This is a genomic window from Bartonella acomydis (assembly GCF_039543025.1).
In the GTDB taxonomy this organism is placed as follows: domain Bacteria; phylum Pseudomonadota; class Alphaproteobacteria; order Rhizobiales; family Rhizobiaceae; genus Bartonella; species Bartonella acomydis.
The window spans coordinates 1-17,064 of record NZ_BAABIY010000003.1; the positions used below are offsets into that span (position 1 = coordinate 1).

Here is a 17,064-nt window from a genome sequence, read left to right on the forward strand (position 1 = left end):
CTGTTGGTATTCCCTTTAATATTCCACCACAGCAAGCTTTAGCAAACAATAAAAAGTATGATGTCATCTGGCAAGTTCTCAATGCTTTGCGTGCTCATGATGATCACTTTAAAAACAAAATGAAAGCTTTAGAGCTAGACCAAGATGTTCGTCATCTATTTGAGATTGTAGGGGTAACTTTTGACCCTGCTTTACAAGCAATGACCGCAGTTGTTGACGAACTCTCTTTTCACGCAAAGTCTGAAAGTGCTGGGCTTCATATTGGTGCAGTAGCAAATGAAAGTTCTCATAAGGGTGGAGGACAAGAGGAATTCGAGTTTTATATTGATGAATTATCGCGTGCTATTAAGCCAATCATTGTTAGAAAATGTGGAGAGCCTAGTCAATGGGGAAATTGGGCGGGTAATGTAGCGGCAATTGCACAAAATCATATTATCCGTCTTAAAAGTATACTCGCTGATAAAAAGAGTGAAGCTTATCGCGCTTTTCATGTCTTTCACAAGGAATTAAAAAACGGTTTAAATGACAGTATCGAGCAAGAAGATGCACTTGAGATGTTGGCGCAACATCTTGTGACGCGTCCTATTTTTGAATCCTTGTTTGATGGAAATGAGTTTGTGAATAAAAATGCCATCTCGCAAGCTATGGAAAAGATCTTAGCTGAACTTGATAAGATGAATATCAAAGACGAAGCCAAAGATCTTGATAAATTTTATCAAAGTGTAAAGGAGGATACAGAGGGTATCATTGCAACGCGTGCAAAACAGAATCTTATTATCAGACTTTACGAAGATTTTTTTACCAAGGCATTCAAAAAGACAACAGATAAACTTGGGATTGTTTATACGCCTATTGAAATTGTCGATTTTATCTTACATTCCGTCAATGATGTTTTAGAGCAAGAGTTTGGACAAAGCTTAAGTTCTCGAGGTGTCTCTATTCTCGACCCTTTTACTGGAACTGGGACCTTTATCACACGGCTTTTACAATCCAATCTCATAAAACCAGAGGATATGGAATATAAATTCCGAAATGAAATAAAAGCCAACGAGATTGTTTTACTGGCTTATTACATAGCAGCGATTAACATTGAATCAACCTATCATAGCCTTATGAAAGGAGACTATATTCCCTTTGAAGGAATTTGTTTAACTGATACGTTTCTGATGCTGGAGGAGAAAGATTTCTTCACACGCTATATGTTTGAGAATTCGGAACGTTGTAAAAAACAGCAGGAAGCAGATATCCAAGTTATTGTTGGTAATCCCCCTTATTCAGTTGGTCAAAAAAGTGCCAATGATAATAATCCAAACGTATCTTATGATACACTTAACGATAGCATTCGAAATACATATGCATCTGGATTGAATGTCGGAACAAATCGTAAAGAACTTTATAACAGTTATATTCAAGCGATTAGGTGGGCAAGTAATCGCTTAAGTCAACAAGGAGGTATTGTAGCTTATGTCTCTGGAAATGGATGGATAGATAAAACATTTGCCGATGGAATGCGGAATTGCTTACGGAGTGAATATTCCTCTATTTATATTATTAATCTTCGTGGTGATATCCGAAAAAATATAAAATCAAAAGAACAATCAAAAGAAGGAGGAAATGTTTTTGATTCTGGAAGTCAAAATGGAATAGCGATAACTCTTTTTGTACGCAATCCAAATAATAGTCACCTTTGTAAGATTTACTATCATGATATTGGTGATAATCTTCCCACAAAGGAAAAATTAAAACGATTGCGTAAATTAAAAAGCATAAAGGGAATAACGCAATCCAAACAATTTATTGAAATCATACCTAATGACAAGAATGATTGGATAAAGCAAAGAAATGCAACTTTTGATCAATTTATCTCCATAGGAGATAAAAATACCCCTGAAGATTCTAAAATTTTTGAGAAAGTATCGCTTGGTATATGTTCAAAAAGAGATGCTTGGGTTTACAATTTTTCGAGTGATGTATTGGATATGTCTATTCAAAAAACAATTGACTTTTTTAATGAACAAAAGCATCTCGTTGCTAAAAATTCTTCTATATCTGTAAAAAAGATCATTGATTATGATGCTACAAAAATTAGTTGGGGTGATGCTCTTCTCTCCAAATTAAAACGGAGTATAGATGCAAGATTTGAATCTCATCTAAAGGTTCTAGTTATCTATACCCCGTTTGTGACAATATGGCATTATGCATCACCATTTCTTAATGATAGATTAGGACAGACGCATCAATTTTTAAATCCAAATATTCCGCATAATCTTGGAATTTGTGTTTCGGGAATAGGAAGTCAAACAGGTTTTTCTTGCCTTATGACAAATAAGCCGGTTAGCACTAGTACATTACAAAACGCAAGATGCTATCCACTTATGTTTCATTGTGAGGAAAACAAACATCATGATTATAATTTGTTTGCTACAGAAACAAAAAAGAAAGTGCGTGATGGTATTACAGATGCGGGGTTAACACATTTTAAAGCTGCTTATCCGAATGAGACTATAACAAAAGAAGATATTTTTTATTACATTTATGGTCTTTTGCATTCGGAAGATTATCGTGCTCGCTATGCTGATAACCTCTCTAAAGAATTACCTCGTATCCCTTGTGTAAAGAGTGCTGATGATTTTTGGAAGTTTGTTACAGCAGGGCGTAAACTGGGTCATTTGCATGTGAATTATGAAGATGTTGAACCTTATCCAGTCACATTTAAAAAAGGCAATCCAAAACAGACTGATATTCCTAATCCAGAAAAGTTTTATTACGTTACAGAAATGAAATTCGCAAAAGCAGGTAAAGAAAAAGATAAATCCACTGTTATTTACAACAGCAATATCACAATAACAGATATCCCTCTTGAAGCTTATGAATATATCGTAAATGGTAGATCTGCTCTTGAATGGGTTATGGGTCGTCAATGTGTTAAGACTGATAAAAAGAGTGGTATTGTGAATGATGCCAATCGTTATGCTGTTGAAACCGTTGGAAACCCTGCTTATCCTCTAGAATTGTTTCAAAGGGTTATTACTGTAAGTTTAGAGACAATGAAAATTGTTAAGAACTTACCAAAATTAGAAATTAGAGAAACTGAATAGACTTATAAGACATAATAACCTCATAAGGGGTATAGAGTCTTATCATCATAATCTATACCTCTCTTATAAGTTGCTTAGATGCAATCTTAAAAGGAGTGTTTATATGCGTTTTTCTAAAAAGGGATTTGCACTTTTAAACACTCTACTTTGGATTGCCTTTAAGAGGTTATACCGTAATCTCAAATGATAGCTTTATCCTTTTCAAAAGCTCTGTTTAAAGAGAGTTATTATGTATATCCATTTTGCTATAGGTTTTGACGGTGTTTAAAACACCCAAAACCCCTACAAAACCCTCTTAAATATATATTAAAGATTGTATTTAATCGTTATGTTTAATATAGATTGTTTTCTTAAAACATTAACATATTGAAATATAATAACTTTTATTTTTGATTGAAAAAAAATATATAAAAGGGTGTAAAAAGAACCCTCAAAATCCTCAAAACTCATAATAGTAATAATCTTGATAGCATTGCTTATGATTACAACTGTCTTTTGAAAGGCTTTAAAGGACCATATGCTTTTTATAAAACTTGTTTTAATCACTTACTAAAATAATCACTTTTGCCAGTTCAATTTACTGACAGATAACTGACAAAAATATACTATGAGTTGAATTTATGGGTTGCATCTTAACAAAGGCTGTACCATTAAAAAGCTAACATATTGAAATATAATGCTTTTAATTTTCTCTCATTTCAAAAAAATAATAGAAGCTCTAAAAAGAACTGACTAAACTGACAAAAATGACAAAAGTCTATTAAAAGGGATTTTGCTGATCTCTATAGTTATCATTTCCCTTATGAAAATGATGCGATGGTTATAAAGACTTTCCCTATAAAAGGCTGTTAAGTTGCAAATGTGTTATTAAAAGAAATTAACAGAAATCTTTAAAAACCATTTAGTAAAAAACATGATAGATTATAAAGATATAAAATACGCATGATGAAAGCGTTTATAAATATTATAAATGTATAGATTCAAAAAAGAACACAATCGTTTAAGAAAGCCCATAATATAGCTTTAAAAGCATAGAATACAAAAGAAGCAACTCATAAGCATATGATCAATATTTACACACAATGCATTTAAAAAATCATAAAAAATATCAAAAAAGTGCATAAATTAATTGACAATAAATACGTATTTTGCTATATAAATAATCAAGTGATCAAAATACTTAACCGTAAGCGAATGGGTTACGATAAACCTAATCCTATTATAAAAACTGACTATCTTTTATGCTTTTGTTAGTATATGGGAACTTTGTCGGGTGTGTTTACACAGAACAATCATTGTAGCAATGGTTCATCTGCCAAACACTTCAATAATCTAAATTTATATCCAAGCAAAATTTGCACGAACCTTCCACCGCATACCCGTAAGACAAAATATCCCTTCCTACAGCATATACATTTCTACTGCCTCTTATGGAGAACTAAAGAGAATGGCTAAAGAAAAATTTTCAATATATGGAATTGCAAATTCTTCATGACAAAACATTTCCCTTATATAAGATATGAAGAGTATAATCTCATAAACTATATTCCATACTTTACGCCATCAATCAGCTCCTTTGCCCATAAAACAAAACGCACATAACACAATGAAAATAAATTGAACATCATCAATAAAGCTATCAAAGTTTTTTGAGAAAAAAAGAACAGGAGATAAAAAAATCTCAACAACAGTGGCTTAATCCTATCGAAGACAGCAAAAATCTTCTAAAACTCTTCCTCGCATCACAACTTTCAATGGGCATTAAGAGAAATCACTCAATTAGATGATCTATTGATCATGAAACTTCATGTTATTTTTGTCAACACAGCGCATTCAGCTTTGTTTGAAAAAGGAGCGATAGAAAAAATACTAAGTTTGGAAAATTCAACTTACTTTACACTGGATGTTTATGACAGCGAGCTAGTATATGAGAGAAAATTATTACAATCTGATAGAGTTCTTTGCACACCGCATCTGGGCTACATGACTGGAGAAAGCTTTAAGAATTATATTGAAAAAGCTTGCCAAAATAGAGCGTCTTTTAAGAAAAGCGCTTAATGCCAACTGAGGCAATGTTTATAAAATTTATCTTATATCGCTAGCGTATCAAATTTGCACTATACATAATAGCTTATTTCCTTAAATTAAGTATATTTCTTAGCTTTCATATTAATACCAATCATATTGACAGATTTTCATGTAATCAGCATAAAATATCTAATTTATTGGAGGAGGCATAGTGAACAATAATAAATCTATAGAAAAAAATTATTATAGATGGATTGTATTGCTTGTTGCCACTATCGCTCAAACATCAGTCTGCTTCTTTGTTCAAGGAATTGAACCTTTATCTGAATTTTTAAGAAAGATTTCTCGCTTAGTGATTCTCAGATAGGTTTATTGTCTTCAGCAGCACAGTTCCTACCTACTATTGGGTTACTTGTAGCTGGGGAATTACTAGACAAGTTTAATGAGCACTATATTTTTGGTGTTGGCGCAGTCGACGTTTCTGTCACTCTTTTGTTGAGAGCAATTGCAGATAACTGTATTTCCCTTTTGGTTTGTTTGCTAATTGTGAGAAAAGGACGGTTTTTTTCTGTCTTGTTTTGCATGATTGCAGTAGTTTTTGGATTTTTAATATTAATTTTGGGCATTAGTGGCTCCATAATTTATTTAACTATTTTATCTGCTTGATTAGTTTTTTGGGGGCATGGGATGGTATGGCCCGTGGGTTACTTATATTGAACTCTTCGCCAAAAGAAAACATTAGCTTTTCTCTGGATTTAGCAATGTCTGTAAATCAAATCGCAATTATTACTGCTACACCATTATTTGGATTAATCCAAGATTTTACAAACACTTATTTACTAACATAGCTGATTTTAATTTTAATGATTGTTTTTTCACTTTTTTAATAAAAAAGTAGGGAAATATAATTGGGAAAGTGTCTATTACTCCTAGACCATATTTAATCTTTGAAAACCTTCTAATTAATAGACAAATTAATTAAGTCACCTAATCCTTATAATTTAGATGCATCTTGTAAAAGTGGCTATATTAGCGAATAATTTAATTATGATGTTTTCTTTATTGATCGAAGAGCCTTATTCAATTAAGTTTGAAGGTGAACATATAAATTAAAAAAAACAAACATCGCGTACAAATAAATTCAAACATAATTGGGCACACAATTTATAACATTTTTTAGATGAACAAATAATAATACACCCCATGTCTTTAAACAAAAAATGAAAATCATAAAATGCGCTCTAAAGATAATAGGAACTCTCTACAAAGAAGAAACAGAGATGAAGACTCCAAAGACTTCATCATCCTTCACTGTTTTGTTAACATATTATTTCAGACAAGAATTCGTCCCTCAGTAGAAATAGCATTTGCAATAGCTTCATCATGCGCCTCATCAGGCAACAACATATCATTATGTGCACATCCAGATGGAATCATGGGAAAACAATTTTCTAAATTATCAACACGGCAATCGAAGAGAACGGGCTTGTCAGAGTCAAGCATTTGCTGAATTTTATCATCAAGTTCATCCGGTTTTGAACAACGAATACCGATGACTCCATAAGCTTGAGCCAATTTTATAAAGTCAGGCATCGATTCTGTATAAGAATGAGAAAGACGATTACCATGCAGCAATTGCTGCCACTGGCGGACCATCCCCATATATTGATTATTTAAAATAAAAATTTTCACAGGTGTGTCATGCTGAATGGCTGTTGCAAGTTCTTGAATATTCATCTGAATGGAGGCATCACCAGAAATACATAAAACCAGTGCATCAGGATGTGCTATTTGAACACCAATAGCAGCAGGAAGGCCATATCCCATAGTCCCAAGACCACCAGAAGTTATCCAATGCTTCGGCTTATCAAAACGATAATACTGTGCCGCCCACATCTGATGCTGTCCAACATCCGTTGTGACATAAGTATTCACATCTTTTGTCAGTACATAAAGCCGTTCAAGAGCATATTGCGGCATAATGACATCTTTTTTCTTCCTATATGCTAATGAATTACGCGCTTTCCAAAGATTAATTTGCCTCCACCATACATCACGAGCTTCTCTATTGCATATTGGTTGTCGCATCTTTAAATGTTGATTGATATCTCTTAAAATATCAGCCACATCGCCAATAAAAGGAACTTCTGCTTTTACGATCTTATTGATGGAAGAAGGATCAATATCAATATGAATAATGCGTGCATGAGGAGCAAATGCATCAAGCCGCCCAGTGATACGATCATCAAACCGTGCCCCAACAGCTAACATAACATCACAATCATGCATAGCCATATTAGCTTCATAGGTTCCATGCATTCCAAGCATTCCAAGCCAATTTTTATGAGAAGCCGGATAAGCTCCAAGTCCCATAAGTGTTGACGTAATGGGAAAATCTCCCCATTGAACCAAATCACGCAAAAGTTGTACAGCTTTAGGACCCGATGAAATAACACCACCACCAGAATAAATAACAGGACGTTTTGCTTCTGCTAACAAAGAAACAGCATATTCAAGAGCCTTAATATTCCCTTTTGCTTGTGGAGAAAAATTGCGAGATGGCAAAATTTGAGGCGTTCTATAAATACCCAAAGCGAATTGAACATCTTTAGGAATATCAATCAAAACCGGTCCTGGACGCCCTGATTGAGCAATAGCGAAAGCTTCATGAATGATGACAGCAAGATCATTGACATCTTCAACCAGCCAATTCTGTTTTGTACAGGGCCTTGTAATCCCAACTGTATCAGCCTCTTGAAAAGCATTTGTCCCAATCACAGTTGTCGATACCTGCCCAGAAAAACAAACAAGAGGTATAGAATCCATGAGTGCATCTTGCAAAGGTGTTACAACATTCGTTACCCCTGGACCAGAAGTCACAAGCATCACCCCTACCTTCCCTGTGCTACGGGCATAGCCTTCAGCAGCATGACCCGCCGCCTGTTCATGACGCACCAAAATATGCTGCAGTGAGTCTTGTTGATAAATCACATCAAAAATAGGAAGAACAGCTCCACCAGGATAACCAAAGAGATGTTTAACGCCTTGATCAATAAGAGCTTGAACCACCATTTCAGCACCAGACATTCTTTTCCCGTCCGCACTCTCTTGCATTTTTGGATGATGTGTCATTTTTCCCACTCGCCTCTTTGATAGCACAATTAAAAAAAACCGAAAGAGCCTAAAGAGCCTATAAAAAAAGGCTCTGAGAGAGCCTACTATACACAAAAAACATATATTGTATGATTACCCCCTTATTCCAGTGCGCAAAACTACAAGGAAAAGCCCTCCTATAAAAAGATTCTTACATAACATTGATAGCATCCGTCAATAAAAAATTATACTTGCTAAAAAATTCATTGACACTTGACTTTTTTCACCTACTTTTCAAGTTTCTCAACTCTTTTATCAAGAAATAAGCATCCATTCTTTATCAAATTGATTACGAAACCATGTCATTTGCCTTTTTGCATAGCGTCTCGTCTGTGTTTTGGCCATTTCAAGAGCATTCTCAAAACTTCTGTTCCCATCCAAATAAGCGATAAATTCAGCGATACCAATAGCCTTCATCGCTGGTAACAAAGAAGAAAGCCCAAGCTTCTTCACAGCCATCACCTCTTCAAGCACACCTCTTTCAATCATAGAGTCTAACCGCTTATGAATGCGTTCATAAAGCAATTGACGGGGGGGAATAAGAAGAATTTTTTCTGCAACATGTGGTGTAATAAGAGGAGTGGTTTTTTGTTTCTGCCACCAGCTTAGTCTCTTACCTGTTGCATCATAAACTTCCAAAGCACGGACAATACGCTGTCCATCTTGTGAAGAAATTTTCTCAGCAAGAATAGCATCAACCTGTAACAACTGACGATAAAGACTTTCCGCTCCCTCTTTATCAAGCCGAAAGCACCATTTTTGCCGCACGACCTCTGGAATATGAGGAATTTTTGACATACCTTCTAAAAGAGCACGAAAATAAAGTCCTGTTCCACCAACAAAAATCAGTGATTTCGATGGGAAAATTGTCAACAATTTTTCAACATCACACAACCATTTTCCTACAGAATAATTTACAGCAGGCTTCACATGGGCATAAAGATAATGTGGAACAATCGCAGTATCAGCCTTTGTCGGTCGAGCCGTTAAAATATTTAAAACATCATAAACCTGCATTGAATCCGTATTAATGATCAGAGCATTTTTTTCTTGAGCCATTTGCAAGGCAAGTGCAGATTTTCCACTTGCAGTTGGTCCGGCTATCAATGTAATTGTTCTCTGTGTCATGAATAGTAATCCCTATCTTTATCAATTAACAACTTATCACAACACACATGACCAACTGAAAAGCTTCTATATTTCCTCTATATTATCTTAAGAGTAGCTCTTCAAATAAAGATACAAACAAGATTTCATAAATTAAATTATAAAAAACAATAAGTTAAAATAAATCTCGGAAAAAAATATTATAATAATATAAGTACAAAAAGTAAAAAAATAATTCCTCTAAGAAAAAGGATAGGCTTATAATGACTTACAAAAAGAATATTTATCTTAATAGGAATAATAAAATTACCATAATTTATTCTTATACGATTTTTTGTACAATTGCTATTTTGTAAACTGCAAAAAGAAAACAATTACTATCAGCGCACTTTAGAGCACAATCACAAAAAATCAATTGCTCAAAATGTTAATTTCTCAGCTATTAATCCATTAGGATCGTAACAAACCGTAACTCTCCATCTGGACGAGCAACAATGAACAGAGCATTTTTGCGTCCAGCTTCACGTAATTTATGAATACGCTTTTTAGCTGCATCAATTGTTGTGACAGAACTTTGATTCATATCAACAATCACTTCACCAACACGAATACGCTTTTTATCTGCCGCACTATTTTGTGCAACAGATATCACTACCAATCCGCGAAGTTTATTCGTAATTGAATAACGATGACGCAAATCTTCTGTAATCTCAGATAACGTCATTCCCATAAACTGCATTGTTTCACTTTTCGTAGCACTATTTTTTTTGTTATCGAGCTTTTCCGCAGTATCCTGATTTGCATCTGTATTTTCAGAATTTTCATTTGCATCTGTCTCAATTAAACGCCCAAGTTTAACTTTTACTGTTTTTTCTTGTCCGTTTCGTAAAATAGCAATATCCACCACTTTTCCTTCAGAACTTTCCGCTACCAAACGTGGCAAATCACGCGCATGCTTAATTTTCGTATTTCCAAAAGAAAGAATAACATCCCCAGTCTGTAACTGGCTATTATCCACATCCGCTTGTTCTATTTTACCAGCAACCAACGCCCCCATAGCCTTGTCGAGTTTTAATTTTTTTGCAATATCTTCTGTCACCGGTTGAATACGAATAGCTAACCAACCGCGCCTTATTTCTCCAAAATTGCGCAACTGATTAATCACCGAAAGAGCCATATCTGAAGGTATAGCAAAACCAATACCAATAGATCCTCCAGAAGGCGAAATAATTGCTGTATTAATACCAATAACCTCACCATTTCTATCAAATAACGGCCCACCAGAATTGCCTCGATTAATCGCTGCATCTGTCTGAATAAAATTATCATAAGGACCAGCATTAAGATCGCGATTACGTGCAGAAATAATACCAACCGTTACACTTCCACCAAAACCGTAAGGATTACCGATAGCCATAACCCAATCTCCAATACGCGCCTTTTCTGAATCACCAAAACGTACCGCTTTTAACTTTTTACTGCCCATATCCACTTGAAGCAGAGCCAAATCAGTTTTGCTATCTTTTCCAAGCAATTTTGCTTTTAGCTTTGTACCATCTGTAAAATTCACCTCAATGTCATCAGCATCAACAATAACGTGGTAATTTGTAACAATAAGCCCTTTTTGTGCATCAATCACAAAGCCAGATCCCAGAGAGCGTACTTTTTGAAACTGACTATCTTTTTGACCATCTTGAGACGCAAAAAAATCACTAAAATACTCCTGCAATAATGAATCTGGAGGAATAACCGGTACAGAAATATTTTCATCTTGTTCAGTTCCATCAACAGTCTGTGCCGTAGAAATATTGACCACGGTTTCCAAAAGTTCAGCAGCCAAATCAGGAACAGAAAGGCGTGTATTATTTGTTTCTGCTCCCCAAGACAAGCCTATTGATCCCGTTAAAAACAAAACTACACCAACAACAACTTTTCTCATAAAGAACATCCAAGACGTACTTTCACCTACGACATTTCTATCCATGACACGCCTTTAACAAAATACAACAAAGAGCTTCACTAAATTTATCCATGTAAAATGACGACTATGTAACACTTTACCATTTGCATCATAAAAGAAAGCAACAACAGATGACAGCTCTCATGCAAAATGCAGATTCACAATCTATTATTGCTTTTACTCTCCGCCGATTTTGGGCTCAATTTTATTAAAGCCCGTATTCACCGTTGAGGATAATTTTTTCTTTTCCTGTAGTGGATTGCGAAAATAAAAAAAGAAACTCTCATTTGGTGAAATCACCATCGGAATACGCTCTAAATTTTTATACTGTTCCATCGCCAACCAAAAGTCGTAAAAGGACGGATTTGCTTCTCTCGCACTCAATAAAAGGCGAATACTTTCTGCCTGCCCTTCACCGCGCGTAATTTCAGCATCACGTTTTGCAGCTGCAACAATCTCTTCATATTCACGATTAGCTTCCGCCACAATACGGTCTCGCTCCTGCTGTCCCCGAGCACGAATATTTTCCGCCGCCGCCTCACGTTCAGCTGCCATTTGCCGATAAACATCCTCTGAAACAGCATCGGTTAAATCAGTTTTTCGAATACGCACATCAATAATAGTAATGCCCAATGACCCTGCATCTACAGAAAATTGCCGCTGCACCTCCGCCATCATCGCACCTCGCTCATCGGATAAAGCCGCCTTAAACTCCCGTTTCCCATAAACGGCACGTAAAGCGTCAATAAAACGCGGTGCAAGATTTTCACGTGCAGCAATTTGTGGACGCCCTGAAGCAATACGCTGTAAAAACAGCTTAGGATCTGTAATACGATAAATAAAGAACGCATCTACTTCATAATAAGCACCACCACGAACCTGTACAGATTGTGTAGGAACATCGTAACGCAACAAACGATTATCAACAACAACCATCTTATCCACAAAGGGCATTTTAAAATAAATACCAGGATTAGATTCTACCTTAACAATTTGCCCAAAACGCTTAATTGCTACTTGTTGACGAGGATAAACAACAAAAAGTGACATCCACAAAATCATCAAAAGAAGCACTATGCCACTTAACATAAATAAAAAACGAGACTGCTGCATAATTAGCGCCCCCCAGAAATACGAACATCCCCAACCGATGCAGAACGCGCCGATGTTTTTTTCATATTTTCCAGTGAATTGCTACGCAGCAATTCATTCAGAGGAAAATAAGGCACCGTTGGAGAATTCATTTGATCAAGAACTAACTTATTAGGTGAAGAAAGAACACGCCCAACTGTTTCCATATAAAGTCGATAACGCGTAGCCTCTGGTGAAATTGCAGCCTCCCGCGCTATCGCCTGAAAACGCTCAGCACGCCCTCTTGCTTCTTCAACCATTTGTGCCTTTTCACCTTTTGCGATTTCCCGTGTACGTGAAGCTTCACCATTTGCTAAACCAATTTTAGTAAAACGCACACGATTACCCTCTTCAATCATCCGCCCACGTTCCTGCTCTGCCTGCTGAACAGAATTAAACGCAGCAGCAACCTTGGTAGGCGGTGCAGCTTCACTGATCGACACACGGCTTATTTCAACACCAAGTTGATATTTATCGACAGTCAACTGGATAATTTTTCTCACATCATTTGCCACTTCTTCTTTTTTGTCGCGCAAAACATCGTCCACGGGTCTGGAACCAATAACCTCACGCATCGCGCTCTCAGCAACTTGACGAACTGTCCCTTCTTGATCATTCACATTGAATAAAAACTGAGCTGGGCGTGAAATTCGATAGTAAACAGAAAAATTGACATTAACAATATTCTGATCACTCGAAAGCATCAAACCTTCACTTTGTTGTGTCTGACCTGATTGTCCACCAATTGCAATTGTTTTTTCCGTCAAAGGGACTTTCATATAAGTCTCAATTGGCCAAAAATGAAAATGTAAACCATCACCGATAATTTCTGCCTTAGGCACACCAAAACGCAACTCCACGGCTTGTTCATTTTGTTGGACAATATAAATTGACTGATACAAACAAAAAAACACGCCAAGAAGAAGCAACAGAGCTAAAAGCCCGCTTCCACCAACTTGTTGAAACTGGTCATGCCCTTTGCGTAACAAATCATCAAGATTGGAACCATTGTCACCACCATTACTGCCACCAGAACCAAAAATGTTCTTAGCAGGCGTTTTTTTATCACCACCGAGTTTATTTTTATCGCTGCTCCACGGGCCGCCACCATTTTGATTTGTCCAGGGCATCATCACCTCTTTAACTGACTACCATTTATCAAACACCAACCATTTACTGAATCTTATAGGGTAGCTCTTATCTGATTACAATGTAACTGACAGGATCTTTCCACTTCATTACAAACGATTATTGCCGTTCATAAACTACAAAACGTGTCGGATGACTGTCTTTATCTCCTTTTGGAATATATTGTGTTTGCACAATAGTCCACTTTTCTTTATCGAAAACAGGGAAAAAACTATCACCTTTAATAAAAGCAAGAACTTCTGTAAGAAATATCTTATCAGCAATATACAATCCTTGTTGAAAAATTTCACCACCACCAATAATAAAAATTGCATCTACATCATTTTGAGATGCCACACTTTTTGCAACGGAACAAGCTTGAGACAAAGAATAAACAATAACAGCGCCTTCAGCCTTAAATTTATCATTACGGGTAATAACAATATTTGTACGCCCTGGCAAAGGCTTCCCAAGAGAATCCCAAGTTTTCCGCCCCATAATAACAGGTTTACCGAAAGTCAAAGCTTTAAAGCGTTGTAAATCTGTTGACAAATGCCAAGGCATAACACCTTCATGACCGATAACACCATTTTCTGCAACGGCTGCAATTAAACAAATGGACAAAGTCATACTGCTACTGGCGCCTTTATGTGTGGCTGTGCTTCATAATTAAGCAATTCAAAATCCTTAAATTTAAAAGAAAAGAGATTTGTTACTGCTGGATTTATACGCATAAATGGCAAAGCATTTGGTACACGAGACAATTGATATTTCGCCTGTTCAAAATGATTAGAATAAAGATGCGCATCACCTAAAGTATGAACAAAATCACCCACTTTAAGCCCGCTGACCTGCGCAATCATCATTGTTAACAACGCATATGAAGCAATATTGAATGGAACACCTAAGAAAATATCTGCTGAACGTTGATAAAGTTGGCAAGACAACTTACCATCAGCAACGTAAAATTGAAAAAAACAATGACAAGGTGGAAGAGCCATCTCTTCTATTGATGCTGGGTTCCATGCTGATACAAGGAGACGACGAGAATGAGGATCCTTCTTAATCATAGTCAACAGATCACTAATTTGATCAATATGCTGCCCATCATGAGTTGGCCAAGAACGCCACTGAACACCATAGATAGGACCAAGGTTCCCATTCTCATCAGCCCATTCATCCCAAATTGATACACCATGTTCCTTCAACCACGCAATATTCGTATCGCCTTTAAGGAACCACAAAAGCTCATAAATAATTGAACGTAAGTGCAGTTTTTTCGTTGTCAATAATGGGAAACCAGCCTGTAAATCAAATCGCATCTGATAACCAAAAACCGATCGCGTACCAATACCGGTTCGATCTGCACGATCAACGCCATGATTTAAAACATGAGATAAAAGATCAAGGTAGACTTTCATATGGATATTATGGCCGATTCTGTTAATTATAGAAAATAGAAACTGTAAAATTCATAAAAATATTATTTAAATTTTTTTTCCAACAATTTTACACAAGAAATAACCATGATCCGATTAAATTTTTGACGCAAAAGATAAAATACTGTAGACAACTCTCAGGGGAATAAATACAGGGGTAATAAATCAACAAACATGAACAACTTAAAGGGATAGACTTATGGAGAATGAAACAACTCTAGCACCACATGATACCAGAAAACGTATCTTTGCTATCGTATCCAGTGCGTCAGGGAATCTCGTAGAATGGTATGATTTTTATGTTTATTCTTTTACGTCGATTTACTTTGCATCACAATTCTTTCCCTCAGAAGGCAATGTTGTTGCACAACTTTTAATGGCCGCTGGTGTCTTTGCCATTGGTTTTCTTATGCGTCCAATTGGTGGATGGCTCTTTGGATTTATTGCTGACCGCTATGGGCGCAAGCGCTCTTTACTTATCTCTGTTTTTATGATGTGCGGTGGTTCGTTCCTCATTGCCCTCCTTCCTACCTATGAAACCATTGGAATGACCGCAGCAGTTCTTTTACTTTTACTTCGCATGCTTCAAGGACTCTCTGTGGGTGGTGAATATGGCACGACAGCGACTTATATGAGTGAAATTGCTTTAAAAAATTATCGTGGATTCTTTAGCTCTTTCCAATACACCACCCTTATTGGTGGTCAACTTTTAGCCAGCCTTGTTATATTTATTCTGGCGCTTTATCTTTCAGAGGATCAATTAAAGGCATGGGGATGGCGTATACCTTTTGCAATTGGTGGATTAGGGGCAATTGTTGCGATTTATCTTCGTCGTTCACTTCATGAAACAACCACAGAAGAAAGCCGTTCTAAAAAACAAGCCGGGAGTCTTATAGAACTTTTCCGCAATCATAGGAAAGCTTTTTTTCTCGTTATTGGTTTTACAGCGGGAGGATCTCTGACATTTTATACATATACCACTTATATGCAAAAATATCTGATCACAACAACTGGATTTGATAAACATACAGCGACAACAATAATGACTGCCGCACTCTTCGTTTTTATGATACTTCAACCTGCATTTGGCTTTCTAGCAGATAAAATTGGTACAAAACTTTCCCTCCTCATGTGGAGTGCTTTATCTGTTATCTTCACGATTCCTGGACTTAAAATGATTGCTGGTACCAACAATACATGGATTGCTCTTTTAATCATTATCGGCATGCTATGCATTATGAGTTTTTATACGTCTATTTCTGGTATTATAAAAGCAGAAATGTTCCCCTCTTCAGTACGCGCTATGGGGGTTGGACTCTCTTATGCTATTGCCAATGCACTTTTTGGAGGAACAGCAGAAGCTGTAGCACTTGGTTTGAAAGATATTGGACATGAATCCGTCTTTTATTTTTATATAACCGGCATGATGATTATTGCATTTATCTCTGTTATTTTGATGCCAGACGCTCGCAAAAAAGGATATCTCCAAAGAGATGATATTCATTAATTTCTCCGCTAACAAAAAAGCCCAATATTTTGGGCTTTTTATGTCCACCATATGGAAATTAAGTATTTATACGCCTTCATATCCCGTTCTCAATCATCGTAAATAAGCCATTTTTTCTTCCACTCAAGCAAGAGTGTACTTAACCAAAAAAATATCTGCTCGCATTTAGCAAATATCCATTCTTTTTATCAATAATGCTGAACCTTTATCGAAAAGAACTTCCTCCTATAAAAACACACCTATCCTCCCTATTTTCCCTCCTTCCCTGAACAACAACGAAAGAAAAAGCAAAACATTACCAACGATAAATGCATAATTTTCAGATTATCGCAACACAACATATATGTGTAGAATAAAGCACATCTTTTGCCTCACTAACAATAGAATGCTCTCAAGAAGACTTTAAGCCTATAATCCAAATCAAACCACTCCTTCCACAGCCTTCGTAAAAAATGACTATTATAGAGTTGAATTTTAATGATACAAATCATTATCAACTTTAATAAAAAAATA

At 36.1% G+C, this 17,064-nt stretch carries 11 protein-coding genes; 3 read left to right on the plus strand and 8 right to left on the minus strand.

Features of this window, described 5'->3' with window-relative positions:
• On the plus strand, positions 1-3,098 hold a 3,098-nt coding region (locus ABD909_RS00985), incomplete at its 5' end, for a type ISP restriction/modification enzyme (RefSeq protein WP_345096094.1).
• 1,770 nt (positions 3,099-4,868) lie between these two features.
• A complete protein-coding gene (locus ABD909_RS00990; RefSeq protein ID WP_345096138.1) occupies positions 4,869-5,156 on the plus strand; it encodes an NAD(P)-dependent oxidoreductase in 288 nt (95 codons plus the stop codon).
• Positions 5,157-5,575: 419 nt separating this feature from the next.
• Here the strand turns inward: ABD909_RS00990 and ABD909_RS00995 are convergent, their stop codons facing one another.
• The 8 genes from ABD909_RS00995 to ABD909_RS01030 form a co-directional block, all read right to left on the minus strand.
• Entirely contained in the window at positions 5,576-5,752 is a 177-nt protein-coding gene (locus ABD909_RS00995) for a hypothetical protein (RefSeq protein WP_345096095.1), read from the minus strand.
• A gap of 706 nt (positions 5,753-6,458) precedes the next feature.
• Entirely contained in the window at positions 6,459-8,258 is a 1,800-nt protein-coding gene (locus ABD909_RS01000; RefSeq protein WP_345096096.1) for an acetolactate synthase 3 large subunit, read from the minus strand.
• A gap of 276 nt (positions 8,259-8,534) precedes the next feature.
• Positions 8,535-9,407 carry a tRNA (adenosine(37)-N6)-dimethylallyltransferase MiaA gene (miaA, locus tag ABD909_RS01005; RefSeq protein WP_345096097.1) on the minus strand — a complete coding sequence of 291 codons (873 nt, stop codon included), beginning with the start codon at positions 9,405-9,407 and terminating at the stop codon, positions 8,535-8,537.
• 421 nt (positions 9,408-9,828) lie between these two features.
• Complete coding sequence (locus tag ABD909_RS01010; protein ID WP_345096098.1) at positions 9,829-11,370, minus strand: Do family serine endopeptidase; 1,542 nt, start codon at positions 11,368-11,370, stop codon at positions 9,829-9,831.
• A gap of 153 nt (positions 11,371-11,523) precedes the next feature.
• A complete protein-coding gene (gene hflC, locus ABD909_RS01015; RefSeq protein ID WP_345096099.1) occupies positions 11,524-12,459 on the minus strand; it encodes a protease modulator HflC in 936 nt (311 codons plus the stop codon).
• A 2-nt stretch (positions 12,460-12,461) separates the two neighbouring features.
• On the minus strand, positions 12,462-13,607 hold the full coding sequence (gene hflK / locus ABD909_RS01020; RefSeq protein ID WP_345096139.1) for an FtsH protease activity modulator HflK: 1,146 nt from the start codon (positions 13,605-13,607) through the stop codon (positions 12,462-12,464).
• Between the two features lie 118 nt (positions 13,608-13,725).
• Entirely contained in the window at positions 13,726-14,235 is a 510-nt protein-coding gene (locus ABD909_RS01025) for a dihydrofolate reductase (RefSeq protein ID WP_345096100.1), read from the minus strand.
• Entirely contained in the window at positions 14,232-15,026 is a 795-nt protein-coding gene (locus tag ABD909_RS01030; RefSeq protein WP_345096101.1) for a thymidylate synthase, read from the minus strand. The genes ABD909_RS01025 and ABD909_RS01030 overlap by 4 nt, the downstream gene beginning before the upstream one ends.
• A gap of 217 nt (positions 15,027-15,243) precedes the next feature.
• Here ABD909_RS01030 and ABD909_RS01035 point away from each other — a divergent pair, with 217 nt between their 5' ends.
• The gene (locus ABD909_RS01035) at positions 15,244-16,551 is read left to right on the plus strand and encodes an MFS family transporter (RefSeq protein WP_345096102.1); all 1,308 of its coding nucleotides are present in this window, start codon (positions 15,244-15,246) and stop codon (positions 16,549-16,551) included.
• Positions 16,552-17,064: the final 513 nt, after the last annotated feature.